The sequence below is a fragment of the Parabacteroides sp. CAG:2 genome (assembly GCF_000436315.1).
GTDB lineage: Bacteria > Bacteroidota > Bacteroidia > Bacteroidales > Tannerellaceae > Parabacteroides > Parabacteroides distasonis.
Map to the genome: position 1 here is coordinate 17,872 of NZ_FR885289.1, position 23,020 is coordinate 40,891.

General features: G+C 43.5%; 13 protein-coding genes. 5 read left to right on the forward strand and 8 right to left on the reverse strand.

Going from position 1 to position 23,020, the window contains the following annotated elements; translation table 11 throughout:
- Positions 1-63 precede the first annotated feature (63 nt).
- From QVP94_RS08800 to QVP94_RS08810, 3 genes are read right to left on the reverse strand one after another with little or no spacing between them, the layout of a single operon-like run.
- Positions 64-621, reverse strand: coding sequence for a glycoside hydrolase family 3 C-terminal domain-containing protein (locus QVP94_RS08800; protein WP_022192398.1), 558 nt, complete (start codon positions 619-621; stop codon positions 64-66).
- On the reverse strand, positions 618-1,226 hold the full coding sequence (locus tag QVP94_RS08805; RefSeq protein WP_022192399.1) for a hypothetical protein: 609 nt from the start codon (positions 1,224-1,226) through the stop codon (positions 618-620). Before QVP94_RS08805 ends, QVP94_RS08800 begins: the two co-directional genes overlap by 4 nt.
- A 58-nt stretch (positions 1,227-1,284) precedes the next feature.
- Positions 1,285-1,932 carry a cytidylate kinase-like family protein gene (locus QVP94_RS08810; protein ID WP_005866440.1) on the reverse strand — a complete coding sequence of 216 codons (648 nt, stop codon included), beginning with the start codon at positions 1,930-1,932 and terminating at the stop codon, positions 1,285-1,287.
- 145 nt (positions 1,933-2,077) lie between these two features.
- On the opposite strand from QVP94_RS08810, the gene QVP94_RS08815 reads away from it, so the two are divergent.
- A complete protein-coding gene (locus QVP94_RS08815; protein WP_022192400.1) occupies positions 2,078-4,618 on the forward strand; it encodes a hybrid sensor histidine kinase/response regulator in 2,541 nt (846 codons plus the stop codon).
- Positions 4,619-4,653: 35 nt separating this feature from the next.
- Here the strand turns inward: QVP94_RS08815 and QVP94_RS08820 are convergent, their stop codons facing one another.
- The 3 genes from QVP94_RS08820 to QVP94_RS08830 form a co-directional block, all read right to left on the reverse strand.
- Positions 4,654-6,930 (reverse strand): GH92 family glycosyl hydrolase, encoded by a 2,277-nt coding sequence (locus QVP94_RS08820; protein ID WP_022192401.1) that lies wholly within the window; start codon positions 6,928-6,930, stop codon positions 4,654-4,656.
- A 118-nt stretch (positions 6,931-7,048) separates the two neighbouring features.
- Positions 7,049-9,319 carry a GH92 family glycosyl hydrolase gene (locus QVP94_RS08825; RefSeq protein ID WP_022192402.1) on the reverse strand — a complete coding sequence of 757 codons (2,271 nt, stop codon included), beginning with the start codon at positions 9,317-9,319 and terminating at the stop codon, positions 7,049-7,051.
- 9 nt (positions 9,320-9,328) lie between these two features.
- Entirely contained in the window at positions 9,329-11,683 is a 2,355-nt protein-coding gene (locus tag QVP94_RS08830; protein ID WP_022192403.1) for a GH92 family glycosyl hydrolase, read from the reverse strand.
- A gap of 358 nt (positions 11,684-12,041) precedes the next feature.
- On the opposite strand from QVP94_RS08830, the gene QVP94_RS08835 reads away from it, so the two are divergent.
- The 4 genes from QVP94_RS08835 to QVP94_RS08850 all read left to right on the forward strand — a co-directional run bounded on the left by QVP94_RS08835 (position 12,042) and on the right by QVP94_RS08850 (position 18,056).
- Positions 12,042-15,188, forward strand: a complete 3,147-nt coding sequence (locus QVP94_RS08835; RefSeq protein ID WP_022192404.1) for a SusC/RagA family TonB-linked outer membrane protein — start codon at positions 12,042-12,044, stop codon at positions 15,186-15,188.
- A gap of 27 nt (positions 15,189-15,215) precedes the next feature.
- A complete protein-coding gene (locus QVP94_RS08840; RefSeq protein WP_005866428.1) occupies positions 15,216-16,790 on the forward strand; it encodes a RagB/SusD family nutrient uptake outer membrane protein in 1,575 nt (524 codons plus the stop codon).
- Positions 16,791-17,236: 446 nt separating this feature from the next.
- The gene (locus QVP94_RS08845; protein ID WP_005866426.1) at positions 17,237-17,425 is read left to right on the forward strand and encodes a hypothetical protein; all 189 of its coding nucleotides are present in this window, start codon (positions 17,237-17,239) and stop codon (positions 17,423-17,425) included.
- Between the two features lie 487 nt (positions 17,426-17,912).
- Positions 17,913-18,056: a hypothetical protein gene (locus QVP94_RS08850; protein WP_005866422.1), complete on the forward strand. Its 144-nt coding sequence runs from the start codon at positions 17,913-17,915 to the stop codon at positions 18,054-18,056.
- Between the two features lie 83 nt (positions 18,057-18,139).
- On the opposite strand, the gene QVP94_RS08855 is transcribed toward QVP94_RS08850, so the two are convergent.
- Both QVP94_RS08855 and QVP94_RS08860 read right to left on the reverse strand, forming a co-directional pair.
- On the reverse strand, positions 18,140-19,732 hold the full coding sequence (locus tag QVP94_RS08855; RefSeq protein WP_008779636.1) for a RagB/SusD family nutrient uptake outer membrane protein: 1,593 nt from the start codon (positions 19,730-19,732) through the stop codon (positions 18,140-18,142).
- 26 nt (positions 19,733-19,758) lie between these two features.
- A complete protein-coding gene (locus tag QVP94_RS08860) occupies positions 19,759-22,935 on the reverse strand; it encodes a SusC/RagA family TonB-linked outer membrane protein (RefSeq protein WP_022192405.1) in 3,177 nt (1,058 codons plus the stop codon).
- Between the last annotated feature and the right edge of the window lie 85 nt (positions 22,936-23,020).

A 23,020-nucleotide genomic window follows, 5' to 3' on the forward strand; every position in this document is an offset into this window, starting at 1 on the left:
CATGCAAATTTAGGCATTATATATAGATACCGTAGCCACAAAAACACAAAAATGTAATTTACCCTATTTATATTTAGTCACTCGCTCATCATCGATAACGCCTTTCCAATTCATACCAAAAGCGAAATCATACAGATGGCCCTCGCTATCCGTATAGCATTTCATATCCCGGGGAACATCCTCGAATTGCTCCTCCACGATACGCATATCTGCCGGCATCTGCAAAGGCAACAAAGCGGAAGGCTCGGCTTTTCCACTGATGATATCCAAGACCGCTTGGTTTTGTACACCGAAGTTCACCAGAATGGCATCCGCCGAACCCTCGAACTCGGACATAATCGTGGGCTTATCCATCTCCAAAGATACGATTACAGGCTTACCTTTCATTTTAGCCTTTGTCTCCAAAACAGAAAGCATATCCTGCTTATTAGCTGTTTTCACGGACTTACCTTTATAAGAACGGTTCGTGAAATTCTCAAACGGATCTCCCCCCGCCAAACTTGGGTTACGGGCATAGGTAGCGGTATAATCATTATACTGTAAACTGATAGGCATATAACCGTTTCCACCTTTCTCACGATCGGATTTATCATACCCCGTACCACTGTTCGGGCTCGTCATAAAGACGATGGCGAAATCCGCCTCATCGGGATTATCAACGACCGTAAGATACCGTGACCGATGCCCTCCACTAAAGCTTGCACATTATTATTCCAGCGAGCCGCCACTTCTGGGCTTTGTACTCTCGTAACCAATACATGACGAACATTATCCTCGGTGAGGAATTTACGCTGCGCATCGGAAAGATCGGATGGCTGGGCTCCACTCTCATCAAAAGATTTGCCATTGTAGGTAGAAGCGCCAAACCCTTTCGAGGCACCGGGGATAGATTGATGGGCGCTATAAAGCATCAATCCGGCGATTTCCTCTGTAGATAACTGTCCGGCCAAATCAACGGCACGTTCCTCGGGCGTAAGACGCCAATCCTCATACGGATCAAGCCGCCCGTTCCGATTCAGATCTTTGAAGGCATATCCGTCAACAGTAAGAAGTCTCACCCCCGAATTGGCGGAATATCCTAATACAGCTCCTTCTTGCTGGGTAACGATACGGATAGAATCTTTCTCTACCTCCGTCCACTTCGTGCCCGAACAAGCACAGGTGGAAACTAACAAGGCGCCCAACATACCATGGGTCAGCCGAACAGTAATAAAAGGTTTTCGCATACTTTCTTAGTTTTAATAGGTTAATCTCTATTCAATAATGGTTTCTCAAGAATACGATTTATCCGAAATGAGGCGGACGCTTATTCAATCTGCGCTCGATAAAGCTTTTCATAAATTCCACGGTCTCGTCGATCCCTAATACGGATACATCGATCGAGAAATTATAAGAAGAGGCCATTCCCCATGTCTTATTCGTATAATAATTATAGTAAGCCGCACGGGATTTATCAGTCTTCTCCATCATGTTCTTCGCCTCTTCCACTGTCACACCATGCCTTTCCACGGTCTTTTGGACCCGGCTCTCCACTGAACTATGGATAAAGAAGCTCAAACAAGCCGGATCATCCCGGAGGATATAATCAGCGCAACGCCCTACCAAAACACACGACTCAGTCTCCGCCAATTTACGGATAGCGTCACTCTGTATCTTAAAAAGACCGTCATTAGACAAAATATCATTATAAGGCGTAAACATCCCTCCCATAAAAGAAGAGTACCCCATCGTAAAAGCGTACGATAAACCACTGGAGGCACGTTCGTCCGCCTTCTCGAAAACATCCTCGCATAATCCACTCTCACGGGCCGCCACGGTAATCAGTTCCTTATCATAGTAACCGATACCCAACTCCTTCGCCAAACGTTGTCCGATCTCGCGGCCACCGCTTCCGAACTGGCGGCCTATCGTCAATATGATTTTATTATCCATAGATTTCAAGTTTAATTCAACTATTTACAAACGTACAAAATTATTTTTAAAGCCACGATAATAATATAATAAACACTAAAACAAAAAATAATCAAAGTTTATACTTACATTTGTTTTCGAATAAATTTAGTACACTCAATTTATCATGAATAACATTCATTCCAATACAACATTTCTTAATGAGGCTATAGACAAGAAGACCGATGTAGAAGATGAAAAGACCGACTTGATTTTGGCCAATATGATTGATTTGCGAAAAACGATGTCGGATGTATTGTCACTTCTTCTTGGAGCCAAAGAAAACTCGGTTATTGACCAAGCGCTATTCCGCATCTTACAATTTTTCGATGTGGATCGGGTGTATATCGGAACATTTGACGAACAAACTCATACTGTTGACTTTACGAATGAAGTTACTTGTGATGGCATTATCTCTATGCGAGAGGATTTACTGCGTCAACTCCCGCAAGACGAGATTCCTTGGTGGTACGATAGTATCAAAAAGGGCATGGATATCGTTATTCATGATGTCTCTAAAATGCCGGAAGAGGCGAAGAGTGAGCAGCATCTTCTGATTTTGCAAGAGGTTTCATCCTTATTAGTCATCCCTATTTTCAAGCAAGGCAAACCATCCGGATTTATCGGCTTTGATTCTGTAAAAAAGAAACGGAACTGGAGTGCCTTAGATATAGAGAACTTACATATGTTGGCTGATATCCTTTCCATAGCCATTGAAAGAGGGGAAGTCCAAGGATTAGTAGAACATACGGCTATGCAAGTCATGAAAAGCGAGACGAAGTTTAAGATCATTTTTGACAAGATGCCTTGGGGCGCCGAACTTTATGATGAGAATGGAGTGTTGGTAGATATCAACCAAGCGGATCTCGATATTTTTGGTGTTACCCGTGAGCAGGCCGTGGGACTGAATATGTTCGAGAATCCTAATATCCCGAAATATGTAAACCAAAGCCTCAAAAACGGAAAAGATATATTCTTTCCTCTTAATTATGATTTCAAGGTTGCTTCTCAAAACGGCTATTACGATAGTCATCATGATTCTAAAACAAAGCATCTGTTGGTAAAAGGAGTCACATTAAAAGACTCTCTTGATAATATATTCGGCTATATTTATATTGTATTCGACGATACCGAGAATCACATCAAGCGGGAACAAATCGAAAATAGCCTAGCCCGGCTAAAAGTATCAGTAGATACCGGGGATTCCATTCTTTGGGAATACGATGTAGAGAATGATAAATTGACCGTAGATTTTGGCCTCAATGAAGACATTAATAATAATGAGGGGCTAAAAGCGATTCATGATTACAACTTCAAGAATCAAGAAGACTATAAATCCTCAATCCATCCGGATGATTTTGACCGGGTATATAATAAACAGTTCAAACCTCTCCTGCAAGGGAAGATCAATAACTTCGTAGCGGCCTACAGGCGTATCCTCAATGGCAAAACATTCTGGTTCAACTCCAATGTACGCTCCTATAAATTCAACGATGACGGAACGCCTAACAGGATCGTAAGCTATACCTCCAACATAACCCAGCAACGGGAAAAGGAGATCGAGCTAATCAAGGTAAAGGAAGCTGATAAATTGAAGTCCGCATTCTTGGCGAATATGAGTCATGAGATACGCACGCCGCTGAACGCTATCGTCGGGTTCTCAAATATAATCGCCGAGATTGATGATGAGGTAGAGCGTCAATCTTATTTAGATATCATTCATAAAAACAATGATTTGCTACTGCAACTGATCGACGATATCCTTGATTTCTCTAAAATCGAGGCGGGAACCATGGATTATCATTTCGAGGAAGTGGACATCAAGGATATATGTGGCGAAATCGCATTGGCAGACTCTATAAAGATGCCTTCAGACGTGGATCTTATCTTTGATCTCGGCTCCCCATCCGTAATCGTTAAAACCGATGAGCGGAGGGTTATGCAAGTGATATCTAATTTCGTGAATAACGCTATCAAATTTACCACAAAAGGAAGTATCACGATTTATTATGAGATAGAAGGGGATTTTATCCGAGTCTGCGTGAAAGATACAGGTATCGGTATCTCCGCGGAAAACCAAAGACGTATATTCGAGCGATTCATCAAGGTAGATACTTTCCAGCAAGGTACGGGATTGGGATTAACCATCAGCCGAACCATTATCGAGGCATTAGGAGGTAAAATCGGCGTAGACTCTGAAGAAGGGGTGGGTTCCACTTTTTGGTTCACTCTGCCTTTGGACACAAAACGGACTGATATTGAGCTTTCACCGGATATCCTCGTCCAATCCGAAGAAACGCCCCGTTCAGATAGGCATCATTCCATCTTAATCGCCGAGGACGTTTATGAGAATTATTTCCTTTTGGAAACCTTGTTTGGCAAGCAATACCAACTTTATCATGCGCTAAACGGGCAAGAGGCTATCGATATGTTCGAGACATATCATCCGGACCTAATCCTGATGGACATAAAAATGCCGGTTATGGACGGATTCGAAGCGACTCGCAGAATCCGCACCTTATCCAAGACCATTCCGATCATAGCGCTCACGGCATTCGCTTTCGAAAGGGAAAAGGAGATCGCCAAACAATGTGAATTCACGGATTATGTAGTGAAGCCCATTGATATAAAAGAACTAAAGAAATTAATCGTTAAGGTATTGGCATAAAAAAGCGTGTTGCGACAATCGCAACACGCTTTTTTTTACTTAGGCATCGGAGCGGCAGAAGGAGGAGGCGTTCCCAATCCCCATTCCTTATTCGCTTTCGGCCCCATCTCTAACTCTAACAAACCACCGGCGGCGATATCGCTATGATTGAACCAAGGCTGGTTCAAGGTTACGCCGTTCAACTTAGCGGATTGTACGTATTTATTCTCATCGGACGCGTTATTCGCACGGATCTCGAACGTATTGCCGTTACCCATATCCACTTTCACGTCGGTAAACATCGGGCTACCGATATTATAGGTAGGAGAACCCGGAGTCACCGGATAGAATCCCATCTGACTGAAGACAACGAAAGCGGACATACCACCACCGTCCTCATCACCCGGTACACCCATCAAATCATTGCGGAACCATTGATTCAATAAGGTACGGATACGTTTCTGCGTCATCCAAGGCTTACCCGCATAATTATACAAGTACGGGATATGCAAGCTCGGCTCATTCGCCATAGAGAACATACCTACGTTACCCGTATGATCCGGAAGCGTGGAATAGAATTGCCATTTAGACATACCCAGCGGCGTATTGAACATGGAATCCAAGGCAGAGGTAAACGCCTCATTGCCTCCGATCAAAGAGATCAAGTCACCGATATTATGCTGTACGTCCCAACGATAAATATATCCGTTATTCTCATCGTAAAAATCACGGGCACCCAGACCACCATCATAACGGTAATCCAATGGATAGATAAACTTGCCATCCTTATCTTTCGGATGGAAGAAACCTGTCTCCGGATTAAATACGTTCCGGTAATTGTAAGAGCGACGCAAATAATAATCCGCCTCGTCTTTCTTTCCCAATTCTTGAGCGATCTGGGACAAGCACCATTCATCATACGAAGTTCCTAAAGTCACGGCGATCGGCTGACGTTTTTCCCAAATGGATACGTTAGGCACCGTCTCTTTCTCTCCCGGTCTCAACGCAGGAATATAGCCATGTTCCTTGTAGAAATCGTCCAACCAACCGGCGGGAGCGGCAGACCACGGGATCAAGGTCTTTTCCTCGATACCTTTCTTACAAGCGATATAAGCCTTTTCCAGCTCAAACCCACGCAAGCCCTTGCGGTAAGCGTCGATCACGGTAGCGACAGCATGGTTTGAGTTCATACGGCGTGTATCTCCCGTCACCTCCGGGAAGGTAGGCATCCAGTCGGTACCCATCTGCTCCGCCATCAGGAGATAAGAGTTGATGATATCGTTCTCACGCTCATTATCGATCAAGACACGCAGGGGATGCGTAGCACGGTAGGTATCCCAAATCCAGTCGTCCGTATAGAAAGGCCGTCCGCCATCCTCATGGATCTTTCCGTCGAAAGCGCTGTAATAATGTCCGTCCTCGCTCAAACAAATCGGGCGTTCGTAGCAACGATATAAAGATGTATAGAATACGGTCTTCTCATCCTTGGTACCGCCTTGTACTTGTATTTTACCTAAAGCGTCGTTCCAATCGTTGCGGGCGATCTTCGCTACCACATCCACGTCGTAAGCGGCGATCTCACGCTCCAGATTCTTCTTCGCCTGTTCCTCGCTGATAAAAGAGATACCGTAGCGAACGCCAAGTTTCTTCACGTCCTCCCCGAAGGAAAGGGCGATAGCGGCATTGGTACCTTCCACGGAGGTCTCGTTATAGTTGACACTGCCGTTTGACAATACACCCGCTTTCACAGGCTTCTGGTTCGTCTCGGCATATAAAAAGACTTTCGTTTTCTTATCTATATATTGATAACCGCTTACGGAATTACCATTTACTTGTAGCTGTCCGTTACGGCTGTTAAATACCAGATAAGCCGGTCCCTCTTTCTCGAAAGTGAGCGAATATACGGCACTTTGATGGGACGGGGCGAAGTCCACGTCGATTTCCTCATTATCCAGATATACCTGATAACGGTACGGCAAGATCTTCTCCCGGTCATAGCTATAAGCGATCACGGGTCGCAAGCCGGATTCGTCACCTTGATAAGGGCATAAATTGAACGCGGAACGCTCACGATGGTTTGTCACGATAATAGGCAAACCGCCCAGACGGTCGCCCGTGAAGTCCGCACGCTCCGGATATACACGTAGCATACTGTTCGGCAAATGCACGGTCGGGAAAGTAGGCACCAATAAATGGCTGATGTTTCCCATATAAGGATTCACGTAATCCACCGGGTCCATCGCCGAAGGAGAAGTCCCTCCCCCACCGGCGCATGACACCCACAGGAAAGCGGAAGCCAAAAGGGCCATCGAAGTTTTAAGCTTTGTCTTCATTTTGTCGATTATTAATTCGTTAATTATTCTTTGCTTCTCAGCCGGGTACTTTCCCGGCAATCCGTGAGACGTTGCCTCACTAGTAACTGAGCAAGCCGCTCACTGGTAAGGGAGCTATTTACTCAGCCGTCTTCGGACGATTTTCCGGGGCAGCTCCGAACTCCTTATTCGGTGTACTTCCCATCACAAAGGTAAGATTCCCTCCCTTCACGATATCATCATACAGGATATAAGAATTGTTATAAGGTTTACCATTTAACAACACGGATTGGATATATACATTCTCCTTGCTGTTGTTCTGGGCTACGACCTCGAAAGTCTTACCCTCCGGCAAATGAACGGAAGCCTTATCGAATAACGGGCTACCGAACACGAACACGCCATTGGAAGGATTTACTTGGTAAAATCCCAAGGCAGACATGATATGCCAAGCGGACATCTGGCCACAATCCTCGTTTCCGATGATGCCCTCCGGCTGGTCGGTATAGAACACATCTTGGATGTAACGAACTTTCTCGGCTGTCTTCCATTGCTCGCCGGCGTAAGGATAAAGATAAGTGACATGATGGCTCGGCTCATTTCCATGGGCGTACATGCCGATCAAGCCACTGATATCCGGAGAGGCGTTCTCTCCTAACTCACCTTCCACCAAGAACAAAGAATCCAGTTTCGAGATAAACGGAGCGTCGCCACCCATCAACTCGATCAAGCCTTCCGGATGCTGGGGCACGAAGAATGTATAATGCCAACCATTTCCCTCACAGAAATCGCCTACGCTATGTATGGACTGGATCGGATCGTACGGCGTACGCCAGCTGCCATCATTCATTTTCGGACGGATAAAGTTGATATCCTTATCGAAATACTGCGTATAATATTTACCACGTTTCAAGTAATTCTGGTAATCCTCCGTCTTGCCCATTTTTTTCGCCATCAAGGCGATACCCCAATCATCGGCTGCGTATTCCATCGCAATAGAAGTAGCCTCACGTACCTTATCACAAGGGATATAGCCTTTTTCCAACACGTACGGCACCCCGTTTTGCTTCTCATAGACAGAGGAAGCAACCATATAACGATACGCACGGTCGGCGTCAAAGCCGGTAAAACCTTTCAGATAGGCATCCGCGATAATAGGCACAGCGCTATATCCCGGCATTTGATCCGTCTCACCACCAATCAACGGCCAGATCGGTAATTTCTCTTGCTGGTCGTAAATGCTTAACATCGAGTTCACCAAATCCGACACATATTGAGGCTTGATAATCGTGAACAACGGATGCAAGGTACGATACGTATCCCATAGAGAGAAAGTGGAATAGTTCTTCCAAGTATTGTTCGTATACACCTTATCGTCATGGCCACGGAAATCGCCATTTGCGTCGCAATACAATGTCGGAGCGATAAACGCATGGTACATGGCGGTATAGAAAACCTTCTTGGCACGCTCATCTTTCGTATCGATGGAGATACAAGACAATTGGTCATTCCATTTATCGATAGCCTCGTTACGAACCTCGTCGAAATCCCAATGAGAAAGCTCCGTACGTAAGTTAGCCAAGGCATTCTCACAACTTACGGAAGAGATAGCGACCTTTACCAAGGCGGTCGGGGCATCTCCCTTAAAGGTAATCACTCCCTTAACGGACTCGCCCGTCAACTCATCATTACCTGCGGCCTCATCATCGTTGAATACAGCCAAAGACTCGATCGGCTGATCACATTTCAACGTAAAGAATACTTTGTGACGTGGGCTCCAACCTTTGGAAAAGCGGTACCCCTCGATCGTGTACTCATCAATCTTCTTCAAATAAGTGTCATACGCTTTATCACCGATACCCTCCTTCAAGTTGATCAAGAGGCGATGCTCGCTTCCCGACGGATACGTATAACGATGTAAGGCTACACGCTCGGTCGCTGTCAACTCCGCCTTTACGCCATTATCCATCAGCAAAGAGTAATATCCCGGAGCTACGGCTTCGTTGGCATGTTTATAATAGGAAGAAGCGGCTCCCTCTATATTATCTTGCTCGCCACGGGCGGTACGTACCTCGCCCGTATAAGGCATCAGAAGGATATCCCCCAGATCAGAGCATCCGGTTCCGCTCAAATGCGTATGACTAAATCCGATAATGATACTATCGGAGTAATGATAACCGGAACACCAGTCCCATCCCTTAAAAATATTCTGAGGACCTACCTGAACAGCTCCAAACGGAACGTTCGCCCCGACAAATACGTGTCCGTGCTCTCCCGATCCGATATAAGGATCTACATATGCGGTAAAGTCTGTCTTGTTTTCCATCTTCTCCGGTGTAGCACAGGAGTATGCGAAAAATGTCAGGCATATCGCTATGCCTGACATTAATGGTTTATGAATGAAATTCATCTTAATTGCTTATTTCTTCTTTTTACTAGGTTTTACGGAAATAGGGGAAAGTTTATTGATCCCTTCCTCGTTTACGGAGAATGAGTAAGGCATATCCTCCGGATTAATACCACGATTCATATTCGGCTTGTCACCCATCTTGAAGTCGATCACACCACCCTTAAACAAATCGTTATGATCCAAATAATTCTTGGTGTAGTTCTTGCCGTTGAACGTCATAGATTCGATATAGATATTCTTATCGCTGTTGTTCGGGGCGTTGATCACCAAGTTGTTTCCATTCTCAAAATGGATCGTAGCCTTCTTGAACAGCGGAGCGCCCAACACATATTGGGTCGTACCCGGAGCTACCGGATAGAATCCTAACGCTGAGAATACATACCAAGCGGAAGTCTGGCCATTATCCTCATCACCGCAATAACCATCCGGACCCGGAGTATACATCTTATTCATTACTTGACGCAACCAATATTGAGCCTTCCAAGGTTGACCCGCATAGTTGTATAAATAAATCATATGCTGGATCGGCTGGTTACCGTGAGCGTAGTTACCCATATTCATCACGGTCATCTCGCGGATCTCGTGGATCACACCACCGTAGTAGCTATCATCGAACAAAGGCGGTACAGCAAATACGGAGTCAAGCATCATCACAAATGAATCCTTACCGCCCATCAAGTCGATCAATCCCTGAGGATCGTGGAATACAGACCATGAATAGTGCCAGCTATTACCTTCCGTGAAAGCGTCACCCCATTTCAGCGGAGAGAACGGAGCCATGAACTCGCCATTCTCATTCTTGCCACGCATCAACTTGGTTTCCTTGTCGTACAGGTTCTTATAGTTCAACGCACGACGGGCATATAAATCCAATTCCTTTTTCGGACGGCCTAGTTGTTTAGCGATCTGCCAGATACACCAGTCATTGTAAGCATATTCCAATGTACGAGCGGCATTCTCGTTAATCTTCACATCGTAAGGAACATATCCCAACTTATTATAATATTCATGCCCCAGACGTCCTGTAGAAGAAACCGTCGGATGAACGTTTTCCGTACCATGGATCAAACCTTTATATAGAGTCTCCAAATCGTCAACCTTCACGCCTTTCATATAAGCGTCTACCAAGATAGATGCCGAGTTATTACCGACCATGCAACCACGGTGGCCCGGACTTGCCCATTCCGGGAAGAAGCCGCTTTCCTTATATGTATTGATCAAGCCCTCTTGCATCTCCTTGTTTACCGACGGGAACATCAAGTTCAAGAATGGGAACAAACTACGGAACGTATCCCAGAATCCGGTATCGGTAAACATATAACCCGGTAATACCTCACCATTATACGGACTGTAGTGTACCACCTCGCCCTGAGCGTTGATCTCATAGAACTTACGAGGGAACAACAATGAACGATAGAAACAAGAATAGAACGTACGATATTGATCCAAATCTCCACCCTCAACCTCGATCTTGCTCAAATGCTCATTCCAAACATCCTTACCTTTCTGAACCAAGGTATCAAAGTTATCGTTACCTAATTCCTTCATGTTGATAGCGGCCTGATCGAAGCTAATAAAAGAGGAAGCCACCTTCGCATGAACGATTTCACCCTTCTTCGTCTTGAAACCGATTACGGCTCCTACATGGTCACTCGTTTGCTCCTTCGCACCCTCTTTCAAAGAAGCGTCGGCAAATGTAGCCTCGTATGTGAAAGGCTTATCAAACTCGATCACAAAATAATTCTTGAAATTATCGGGAACCCCACCGCTATTCTTCGTTGAATAACCGATGATCTTATTCTCCTCCGGAATCACCTTGATATAAGACCCCTTATCCAAGGCATCCACCACGATATAAGAATGCTCGTTTTCCGGGAAAGTGAAACGGAACATAGCGGCACGATCTGTCGGCGTTAATTCCGTTACCACGTCATGCTCCGCCAGATATACCTTATAGTAATAAGCCTTGGCGATCTCTCCTTTATGCGAGAACCAGCTCGCACGTTTATCTTGGTCGAATTCCGGTTTACCAACCACCGGCATGATTGCAAATTGTCCGTAATCATTGATCCACGGGCTTGGCTGATGGGTCTGTTTAAAGCCACGGATCTTGTTAGCCGTATATACATACTGCCATCCATCTCCCATCTTTCCTGTCTGAGGAGTCCAGAAATTCATACCCCACGGACGAGCGATCGCCGGATAGGTATTTCCTGTAGACAACTCAAAAGAAGATTGCGTACCCATTAGCGGGTTTACATACTCTACTGGATCAAAAGCCTCATTCACAGCCGCTACCGCAGGTTTTCCCACCCACATCAACATCGCCGCTAAAGCTAAAGCCCAAACGCTTTTTTTCTTCATGATATAGCTATTTAATTAATAATATAATTTATCCGTTTTTGTGTTTTATATTCATAGTTGGACTACAAATATCCATTTAATTAACATGAATAGAAAGTGATTCTCGTGTCATTTATTTAGAAATATCCCTTTCTTTCTTATGAATTTCTGGCATTATACGAATCTAGGTGCAAATCTAACAAAAAGAATTAGAAAAAAGAAATCCAATGAGCTAGATCATGCCCTATTCATCGCACTTTTATCATTCCCGAAAAAGATTAAATATCACATGCGAGTTCCGTACGAACTATGTCTATTCTACAATATAATATTACATATAAATGTAATCAATCTAAACTTAATTTAAAACAAGAGCAAAATGACAAAGAATGAATCTAAGCTATTATCCATTCAGGGGATAGCTAAAGCCTCAGCGTTCTGTTTGCTGCTTTCTGCCTTCTCTGTAGACGCCGCTATGGCCGTTCCCGCTTCCGCAGGTACGGTTGATGAAGTGATGGTCGTACAGCAGGGTAAGAAAGTGACAGGTATGGTTGTTGATGGTGCTGGTGAGCCTGTTATTGGCGCTAACGTGGTGGTGAAAGGCACTACAAATGGTACGATCACGGACTTCGACGGTAATTACTCGTTGGAAGGCGTGTCCGCAAATGACATCTTGGTGGTATCCTATATCGGTTATTTGTCCCAAGAGATCCCGGTGGGAAATCAATCTTCAATAAAAGTAACTTTAAAAGAGGACACTCAAACTTTGGACGAGGTTGTAGTTGTAGGTTATGGTACGATGCGTAAGTCAGACGTGACCGGTTCTATCGGTGTGGCTAAAGGAGACGACTTGACAAAGAATCAAAACTTTAGTGCGCTAGACAACTTGCGCGGTAAGGTATCTGGTGTAAACATCTTCTCAAACTCCAGCCAGCCGGGTGCTTATTCTAACCGTGTCGTTATCCGTGGTATGGCTACTATCAACGCTTCTTCAAACCCTCTATATGTGGTAGACGGTGTTGTTATGGAGAACTTCGACTTGGTGAACCCGAATGATATCGAGTCTATGGAGGTCTTGAAAGATGCTTCCGCTGCCGCTATCTACGGTGCTCGTGGTGCCAATGGTGTTATCATGGTAACTACGAAGCGTGGTAAGAAAGATGGTGAAGGTGTACAGGTTAGCTATCAAGGATCTGTCAGCGCAAGCCATATCGCTCGTAAGATGGATACGATGAACGCCCAAGAGTGGTGTGACGCATTCATGATTGGTCTGGAAAACGAGAATAAGTGGCAAGGTAAAAATTGGTCTTTGAACCGTGCTGATTGGTTTAATGATTCAGATTTCTTTGATGCAAACGGTAATCCTCTGTATGATACGAATTGGCAAGATGAGGCTACTCGTACCGCGGTTTCTCACAACCATCAGTTGAATATCCAACAAGCGGGTAAGAGCTCTTCAATGGGTGCTTTCTTGAACTATACGGATCAACAGGGTATTGTAAACAATACGTATAATAAGCGTATTAATGCGAAGTTGGCATACGACGCAAATCCTACGAAGTGGTTGTCTACGGCAGTCAATGTATTGGTTAACCATACATGGGGGCGTTATACGCCTGAGGATGGTGGTGGCCAAGAGGCTCGTCGTACCATGATCGAGATGGTTCCTTGGATGCCGATTCGCGATAAGAATGGTAAATATACCACTTCTACCTCTTCTTCCATTGGTGATGTATTAGGCTTTGAGGGTATGTCTAACCCAGTCATGATCTTGGATATGCAAAAACGTATGCGCTACAACACGCAGGTGTTTGGTAACGCCGCTTTGACATTCCACTTGGCTGAAGGTTTGGATTTGAAGACTCAACTAGGTCTTGACCATCATAATAAAACGTATAGAGGTTATTCTTCTATCGATTTGAACAACATCTCCATGCCGAATGGTTGGGCTGAGTACCAAAATTGGAATACACTTTATTGGCAGGAGGAGACTTACTTGACTTACAATAAGGTATTCGGTGATCATCGTATCAACGCTATGGCTGGTTTGTCTTGGCAAGAGCGTGTGCAAAAGTGGAATAAGGCACGAACAGAAGGTTTCTCGGATGATTTCTTTGAGGACAATAATATGTCCGCAGGTACAACTCCGGCATCTCCTGAGTCTTCTTACGATCGGTGGGCGATGAACTCTTATTTCTTGCGTTTCGCTTATACATATAAAGATCGTTACTCCGCAACCGTAACAGGTCGTGTCGATGGTTCCTCTAAGTTTGGTGAAAACAACAAGTATGCGTTCTTCCCATCTGCAGGTTTGGCTTGGAATATCTCTCAAGAGGATTTCATGCAAGATCAAAGCACGATCAGCAATTTGAAGTTGCACACTAGCTACGGTTTGACTGGTAACTCCGAGATTGACACTTATCGGTCATTGGCTCGTGTTTCTTCTGGTACGCTTTTGATCAACGATATTCGCGCTCCGTATTCTTACATCAGCTCTATGGCGAACCCGGATTTGAAATGGGAGAAGACTGGTCAGTTTGATGTTGGTTTCGAGATTGGATTCTGGCAGAACCGCTTGTCTTTCGATGTAGCTTACTATAACAAGAAGACAACCGACTTATTGTTGGATTGCCCGATTCCTCACACTACAGGTTTCACGACAGTGTATAAGAATATCGGTTCTGTAAGAAACCAAGGTATGGACTTAATGATCAGCGCACGCCCAGTTCAGACACAAGACTTCAATTGGAGTTCTACGATTAACTTAAACTTCAACAAGAACAAGATCCTTCAGTTGGGCGACAATAATGAGGATATCGAGATGAACAGCTGGGTAGGTGGTTCTGAAAGTATCTTGCGTGTAGGTGAGAACATGAGTTCTTTCTATGGCTACAGACGTTTGGGTGTTTATACGGAGGAAGATTTCAATAACGGCTTGTGCGAGAAGAACCAGATCGGTCGTGCGAAACGTACGGATAAGAAAGAGATCATCGGCAAAGGTATGCCGGACTGGACTGGAAGCTGGATCAACAACTTCTCTTACAAAAACTTCGATTTGACGATGGACTTGCAGTTCGTATGGGGTGTTGAGACCATGCAACAGTTCTACCACTCTACTTACGACCGTTTCGGTATCACGAATGGTTTGAGCAATATTTTATATGACGCATATAACGGATCGAACCCGAACACGATGCAACAGGCTGTTTACTTGTGTAACTCAGGCCATGCAGGTCAGGATACGACAGTAGATTCTCAATGGATCGCCAATGGTTCTTACTTGCGTTGTAACATGTTGCAATTGGGTTATACTTTTGACTCAAACGTGATTAGCAAGATCGGTTTGTCTGCTTTGCGTTTGTACGCAAGTGCGAATAACTTATTCTTGATTACTGCTAGCGATTTCACAGGTTACGATCCTGAAGGTACATCGCAGGGTGATAGTAATAAGTTCGGTCAGAACATGGTATTCTTCTCTTATCCAAGAGCGAGAACTTTCACGTTCGGTGTTAATGTAACATTTTAATTCATTTAATCAGTAGAATTTTTAGAAATGAAAAAAATATTGACAGTAGCGATTGCATGCGCTTGTTTAACCGGGTTCAGCGCATGTAATGATTTCTTGGAAGAGAAACCGAAGTCATCGTTGACAGCCCCGGATTATTACCAGACAGAGGCTCAAGCTCAGGCTAACGTGAACTATTTGTATCGTACGGGAGCTTCAAGTAAGCTCACAGGTGCGGGTAGTGCTTACGTAGGTCCGTTTGCCTCTATCACAGGACAATTGACCGGTTACTTTACAAACAGTTATGAAGGTCAGGAGCTGACTTGTAAATATTCTCGCGAGTTGACTCGTCAGCAGAATACGATGACTGTTTCCGTAACTATTGACGGTATATGGGATGATTGCTACAAGGCTATCAACGTAGCTAATGGCGCTATCAAGTATATCCCCGAGATCTCAATGGATCAGTCTTTGGCAAATCGTTTGATCGGTGAGGCAAAGTTCTTTAGAGCTTGGAACTACTTCAACTTGGTGAAGATCTTTGGTGGTGTTCCATTGACAGTAGAGCCGTACGAATCTATGGAGAACATGTATTTGGAGCGTGCTTCTGTAGAGCAAGTATATGCTCAGGTCGAATCCGACTTGAAGGATGCCGTTAATGCTTTGCCGGCTGCTACTTTCTACAACAATAGTAACCGTATCACGAAGTATGCTGCCGCTATGGTTTTGACTTCCGTTTATATGCAACAAGGTAAGTATGCCGACGCTGCTTCTGCGGTAAAGACGGTGATCGATTCTCCGCATGCTTTGGCAACCAACGATGATTTAGCATTGGGTTCTGCCTATAATAAGATCCGTACGACAGACGGTTTGGCTGAGTCTATCTATTCTTATGAGTACAACGCAACGATCAGTAACGGTGGTTGGTGGCCTACTTATGCGTTCAACTCAGCGGCTACAGCTATATTTGGTACGTATTCTATCTTTGAGCGTACATACGGGCCAACGAATCAATTCTTGAACGTGTATGCGGCAAACGACTTACGTATCCAGCCAAATCAATTCTTCCATTGGAATTATACAAATCCGGATAATGGCAAGACTTGGACGGCTCCTGAGAATGCTTGTGGTTGCTGGTTCTGGTATGATGAGGACGCTTTGTTGAACACAGGACGTTCTACGAAAGACCGTGATATCTTCCGTTACGCAGAGGCTTTGCTTGACGCTGCTGAATCTATCGCTCAGTCTCAAGGTGTAACAGCTGAGGCTGCCGGCTATTTGGCACAAGTTAAGGCTCGTGCAAACATGGAAGGTAAGACGGTAGCCGCAATTACTGCCGATCTTCAGAAATTAGGTAAGCAGGCCTTTATCGAGGAATGCTGGACAGAGCGTTTGCGTGAGTTCCCGTTGGAATTCAAGATTTGGGATGACTGTTTGCGTACAGGTAAGTTCCCTGTAATCTCTTCTACAGAGAAGGGTAAGGTTACATACGTTGACTTAGTTGGCGCAAAGAACGCTTCCGGCGCGACCTTCAAGTCTTCCGACTTGTTATGGCCGATCTCTTTGAACGAGATGCAACGTAACCCGAGTTTGACTCAAAATGAGGGTTATGCCGTTCAATAATAAATTTCAATAACTGATGGCTAGAGAGGGAGGGAATGAGCGATCATCCTTCCCTCTCTTTTTGGTAGCTTGATTAGTCAGCAAGTTGCATGAAACAATGTATAATATACAGAATTTTGGTTTGGTTGTCTTATTATTCACTTTCAACTATGAAAACAAAAGAGCAAGAAATGACATACTGGATTCTGCTAAGTTAGAAGGACGGTTGGAAGGTGAAGAAAAAAGAATGATTTTCTGAGCAGTACTACTGACTTACTCAAAGGATATATACTTATTTTGCCCACGCAGTATATATTACTTTGCCAAGTCACTAGTACTTCATAAACATCCTTTACTTTGACACAGGCTAGAGGATAAGCAATTGCTTCCTTCTGTAAACAAAAAACGCCCAAAATTGCTCTCTGCTATAAACAATTTGTTATATTTGCATATATATAAGTACGATTATGGAGCGATTGATAGAGATGTATCGAAAGAAGTTGCGATTTACCTCTACCGCCTTTATTAGAAGCACGGTGTACGAGATTAATCGGGATGCCCGGTTGATCGGTATAAGAGGTGCTCGGGGAGTGTACCGCAACAGCATATCAAGCGAAATTTTCCGCAAGACGAACGAACCATATATGTCAGCTTAGATAGTATCTATTTCTCTGACAATACATTATATGACTTTGCGGATCGTTTCGTGAAACGAGGAGGAACACGCTTACACTTGGATGAGGTACATAAATCCCCCCAGTAAAGCCAAGAGTTGAAGAATATATACGATGATATGCCAGAACTGCAAATTATCTTTACCGGCCCCTTTTATCCCGAATATCAGTAAGCTCTGCGAATGGATTAGTATCACGAGAAACGTTTTATTGACTTATCTAAACGTATTGGCAGAAAGTAAGCTGACCTACAACTGTTTCTACTTTTGGTATCTCTCGCCTGCAAAAGCCGGACAATATCTACTTGAAAAATAGAAATCTGATGTATATCCTCTCGCCTTTGAAAGCGAATATCGGCAACATGCGGGAGACGTTCTTTGCGAACCAATTGAAAAAGTCTCACCAAGTAACAACCTTAGATTTACATCCGAGTATTACAGATAAAATAGAAAGGATAAATTTGTAAAGTATGAGCGAAGCCAACGATTTTTTAGTGGATGGAATTTATACGTTCGAGATCGGTGGCAAACGAAAAAGGTACTCACCAATAGAAGGGATACCGGACGGTTTTATCGTTGCGGATGATATAAAAATAAGATCCCGTTATGGATGATGGGGTTCTTGTATTAAGGAAGAAAGGGAAGAATAATCACTCATCCTTCCCTTTCAGCCATCAGTTATTGAAATAAAAAGTAATTACTTCGCTGAATATCCCTCATTCTGAGTTAAATTCGGATTACGTTGGATCTCGTTTACAGGGATCGGCCAGTATAAGTCTGTTGCCTTGAATGTAGCACCGCTACCATTCTTAGCGCCAATTAAATCAACGAATTGAACCTCACCTTTGTTTGTAGCGGAGATTTGAGGGAATTTACCTGTACGAACACAGTCATCCCAAATCTTCATTTCCAATGGGAACTCACGTAAACGCTCTTTCCAGCACTCTTCAATAAAAGCTTGCTTGCCTAATCTTTGAAGCTCGGAAGCGATTGTAGAAACATCCTTACCTTCCATGTTAGCACGTGCCTTAACTTGTGCCAAATAGCCGGCAGCCTCAGCGTTTACCCCACTAGACTGAGCGATAGCTTCAGCGGCAGATAATAATGTTTCAGCATAACGATAGAAGTTCCAGTCTTTCGTACCCTTACCAGTCTCTAAGATAGCAGTCTCATCATACCAGTACCAGTTACAAAGCATCTTCATATCCAGAGTTGTTCCATCAACAGGATGCGTATATGTACGATGGAAGAACTGATTCATCTGGGCACGCAAGTCTTTCTCACCATACACATTCAAATAACGCTCGCTAACACCATACACATTTACCCACAAAGAGTATTTGTTTCCAGTAGAAGAATTAGCGAAGAATGTCGGAGAAATCAAATTGAATGCGTGAACCGGGATATTACCGTTAGGAGAAATAGCTGCGTCATATTCACGGGCATAAATAACCTCTGGCAGATCATCTGTTGTACGTAACTTATTGAACGCACTACCTTCCGCAAGGTTATCGTTAGTAGCCAAAGCGAATTTTCCGCTATTGATTACATCTTTCAATGGAGTAACCGCATTAGCGTACTCTCCTAGTCTCATGTAAACATCGGCCAGCAACATATCAGCCGCATATTTTGTCACACGGTGACTATTTCCTGCAAAAGTAGCATTAGGTAAATTCTCTACAGCAAACTGTAAATCAGGAATGATAACTGTATTGAAAACTTCCGATGCAGCCGTACGAGTCGGATATTCAACCAAAGTAGCATCTTCTGTAGGTTCTGTAACCATTGGAACATCACCAAACATTTTTACAAGATAGAAATAGTTCAATGCACGGAAGAAACGAGCCTCTGCTTTATACTGAGCTTGATTATCCATTTCCACACCATCAACATACTTGATAACTGCGTTCGCTACATTGATCGACTTATAACAACTTTTCCAAGTGTCATTAGTCAAATAATTACAACAAGATTGCGTAAAGTCCTGACGAGTCAACTGGCGAGCATAGGAACAGTCTACTTCCTGACCTTCATATTCATTCACGAAATAACCAGTTACCATGTTCATTACAGACAAGCTAGAACCTCTATAAGCACCAGTCATATTACCCATCTTATCAGGAGCACCATCACGATATAGATAATTGACATTGCCAATAATATCAGCACTTGTCTTATAATAGGTATCCAAAGTCAAGGACGACTTCGGATCCTCATCCAAAAAACTGTCACATGCGGTAAATCCTACCAATCCCGCACATAAAATAGCTGTTGTTAATATTTTTTTCATTGCAATTTTCTGAATAATTTAATTAATTAAAATATTACATTTACACCCAACGTAAACGTTCTAGCTCTCGGATAAGAGAAGAAGGCCATATTCTGACCAAATTGTTCTGGAGATACTGAACCGTTAGATGTAGAGATCTGAGATGTACTTTCAGGATCGTACCCATTAAAGTCTTTCGCTGTAATCAAGAACGCATTGTTCACATTCAAATATAGGCGTAAGCTACTAAACGGAGTCTTTGCCAATTGATTTGAGTCAAAAGTATAACCTAACTGGATTAAGTTCGCACGTAAATAAGAACCATTAGCCACCCATTGAGAGTCTGTCAAAGTATCCTGTCCTGCGTGACCACCGTTGAACAACCAGATAGCTTGCTGCATAGAATTAGGATTCGTTCCATTATATGCGTCATACAAGATATTTGTCAAGCCGTTAGTCTGTCCGAAACGGTCATATGTAGAGTGATAGAACTGTTGCAAGGTCTGAACACCAGCGACAAATTGTAAATCCAAAGTGAAATCCCAATTCTTGTAACGTAATGTATTGATCATAGATCCAGTCCAATCGGGTACACCTTTACCTATGATCTCACGCTCAGAAGAACGTTTCGCACGACCGATCTGTTTCTTCTGGCAGTTACCAGCTTCATAATCTTCTATTGTATAAACGCCTAAACGTTTGTAACCATAGAAACTACCTACGCTTTCGCCTACACGCAAGATAGAAGCACCGCTCACCCATTCGTTTTTCAAGATATCCTCGTCATTGTCACCCAAAGATAAGATCTTATTTTTATTGAAGTTAGCATTGATGGATGTTGTCCATGTGAAGTCTTTTGTATCAATATTGCGAGTAGATAACATCAGATCCAAACCTTGGTTACGGATAGAACCGATATTCTTATAAACAGTCTCGAAACCTGTTGTATGAGGAACCGGAGCATCCAATAACAGATCAGAAGTCTTCTTGTTGTAATAAGAAGCATCTAACGTAATTCTATTATTGAACAAACCTAAATCGAAACCTATATCGAACTGGGCGGTTTTCTCCCATTTCAGATCAGAGTTAGGCAATCTATTTAAATAAGAATAGGAATTACGTGTTCCGTTCAATAATAACGTTTCGCTCTTAACTGTTGCTAAAGATTTGTAAACACCAATCTCAGAGTTACCAGTCAAACCGTAGCTGGTATGCAACTTCAAGTTGCTGATCGTATTTTGATCAGACATAAAGTCTTCTTGCGTGATGTTCCAAGCCAAACCCGCTGATGGGAAGAACGCATATTTATTATTCTTACCAAACTTAGAAGAACCGTCATAACGACCAGTAATTGTAGCGGAGTAACGATCCTTGAATGTATAAGCGAAACGTAAGAAATAGGAGTTCATAGCCCAACGTTCCCAATAAGTCTTCGGAGCATCAGGCTTCGTACCTGCGTCCATATTGAAGTCCTCAAAGAAATCGGTAGTGAAGTTTTCTGTATACATTCTAGAATAATCATACTTGCGCTCCTGCCAAGACAAACCGGCCATAGCGTTGATACGGTGCTCGCCAATCGTCTTATTATAAGTCAAGTAAGTCTCTTCCTGCCAATAAAGAGTATTTGCATGATATCTTTCAGCACGTCCATGTTGGTCATATGCCAAATTCACCAAGTCACTTGGCATATATTTATGCAAAGTCTTAAAGTTAGCGTCAACACCGAATTGAGTCTTCAAATCCAAACCTTCGATGATATGGAATGTCAAGGCTGCATTACCGAATACTTTTGTATTATAGTTCATATTCTTATAGGTCTTCAAGATATGAACAGGGTTAGACATTGCCTCAAAGTCCATTGGCATCCCTTCTGGAGTATTGGTGGAGGTATATTTGCCATTATATTGAACCGGCATCCAAGGAACCATTTCAATCATAGTACGACGAGCATCCTGTCCACCACCGTCTTCTGGAGTAGAGTTACCCCAAGTATGGTTCACCGCCAAGTTGATCGCTGTAGATAACCATGTTGTAGGATTCGCATCATAAGCGATCTTTGCATTCAAACGTTTTGAATAGGTATTCAACATGATACCTTGGTTATCAGTATAGTTCAAAAATGCACCCATAGATGATTTCTCGCCACCTTGCTGAACATTCAATTGATGGTTATGAGAGATCGCTGTACGAGTTGCCTCATCTTGCCAATCTGTATCATAAAGAGGATTACCGTTAGAATCGAAGAAACGACGATCTGTAAACCAATCCGCACGATTAGTAGACCAGTTAAATGGATTGCCATCCTTATCAGATCCCCATCTATTCTCATTCTCAATACCTTGCATAAAAGCATCGCACCACTCCTGCGCATTCATCGTATCCATCTTACGAGCGCGATGAGCCAAACTTACAGAACCAGAGTAGCTAACCTTCGTTCCACCTTCTTTGTTACCACGTTTCGTAGTAACCATGATAACACCATTGGCACCACGAGCACCATAGATAGCGGTAGCGGAAGCATCTTTCAATACCTCCATAGACTCGATGTCATTCGGGTTCATCAAATAGAAGTTCTCCATTACTACGCCGTCCACAACATACAACGGATCAGAAGAGGCATTAATTGTCGCTTGACCACGGATAACAACACGGCTACCATAAGCACCCGGCTGGCTAGAGTTAGAGAAGATATTTACACCGGCAGCCTTACCACGCAAGTTATCCAATGCACTAAAGTTTTGAGCTTTTAACATCTCTTCTCCTTTAGCTGTAGAAATAGAACCTGTTACATCCGATTTACGCATCGTACCGTAACCTACTACTACTACCTCATCCAAAGTCTGTGTATCTTCTTTCAATGTAACATTGATTGCAGATTGGTTGCCTACAGGGATCTCTTGAGATAAATAACCAATATAGGAAATCACCAAAACTCCGTCGGCGGGCACACCCTCGATCGTATAATTTCCATCGAAATCAGTGATCGTACCGTTTGTAGTGCCTTTCACCACCACGTTAGCGCCAATAACAGGCTCACCTGTACCGTCAACAACCACACCTGTTACTTTCTTGCCTTGCTGCACTGCCATTACTTCATCAACCGTGCCTGCGGGAGCGGGAGCGGCCATAGCGGCGTTTACAGAGAAGGCAGAAAGCAGCAAACAGAACGCTGAGGCTTTAGCTATCCCCTGAATGGATAATAGCTTAGATTCATTCTTTGTCATTTTGCTTTGTTTTTTAATTAAGTTTAGATTGATTACATTGTCTATGTAATTTTTATCGTTATAGATGGACATAGTTCGTACGGAA

Coding starts and splice junctions, on each gene's coding strand:
- QVP94_RS08800 (WP_022192398.1), bottom strand. CDS start 621: ATGACGAGCCCGAACAGTGGTACGGGGTATGATAAATCCGATCGTGAG.
- QVP94_RS08805 (WP_022192399.1), bottom strand. CDS start 1,226: ATGCGAAAACCTTTTATTACTGTTCGGCTGACCCATGGTATGTTGGGC.
- QVP94_RS08810 (WP_005866440.1), bottom strand. CDS start 1,932: ATGGATAATAAAATCATATTGACGATAGGCCGCCAGTTCGGAAGCGGT.
- QVP94_RS08815 (WP_022192400.1), top strand. CDS start 2,078: ATGAATAACATTCATTCCAATACAACATTTCTTAATGAGGCTATAGAC.
- QVP94_RS08820 (WP_022192401.1), bottom strand. CDS start 6,930: ATGAAGACAAAGCTTAAAACTTCGATGGCCCTTTTGGCTTCCGCTTTC.
- QVP94_RS08825 (WP_022192402.1), bottom strand. CDS start 9,319: ATGAATTTCATTCATAAACCATTAATGTCAGGCATAGCGATATGCCTG.
- QVP94_RS08830 (WP_022192403.1), bottom strand. CDS start 11,683: ATGAAGAAAAAAAGCGTTTGGGCTTTAGCTTTAGCGGCGATGTTGATG.
- QVP94_RS08835 (WP_022192404.1), top strand. CDS start 12,042: ATGACAAAGAATGAATCTAAGCTATTATCCATTCAGGGGATAGCTAAA.
- QVP94_RS08840 (WP_005866428.1), top strand. CDS start 15,216: ATGAAAAAAATATTGACAGTAGCGATTGCATGCGCTTGTTTAACCGGG.
- QVP94_RS08845 (WP_005866426.1), top strand. CDS start 17,237: ATGGAGCGATTGATAGAGATGTATCGAAAGAAGTTGCGATTTACCTCT.
- QVP94_RS08850 (WP_005866422.1), top strand. CDS start 17,913: ATGAGCGAAGCCAACGATTTTTTAGTGGATGGAATTTATACGTTCGAG.
- QVP94_RS08855 (WP_008779636.1), bottom strand. CDS start 19,732: ATGAAAAAAATATTAACAACAGCTATTTTATGTGCGGGATTGGTAGGA.
- QVP94_RS08860 (WP_022192405.1), bottom strand. CDS start 22,935: ATGACAAAGAATGAATCTAAGCTATTATCCATTCAGGGGATAGCTAAA.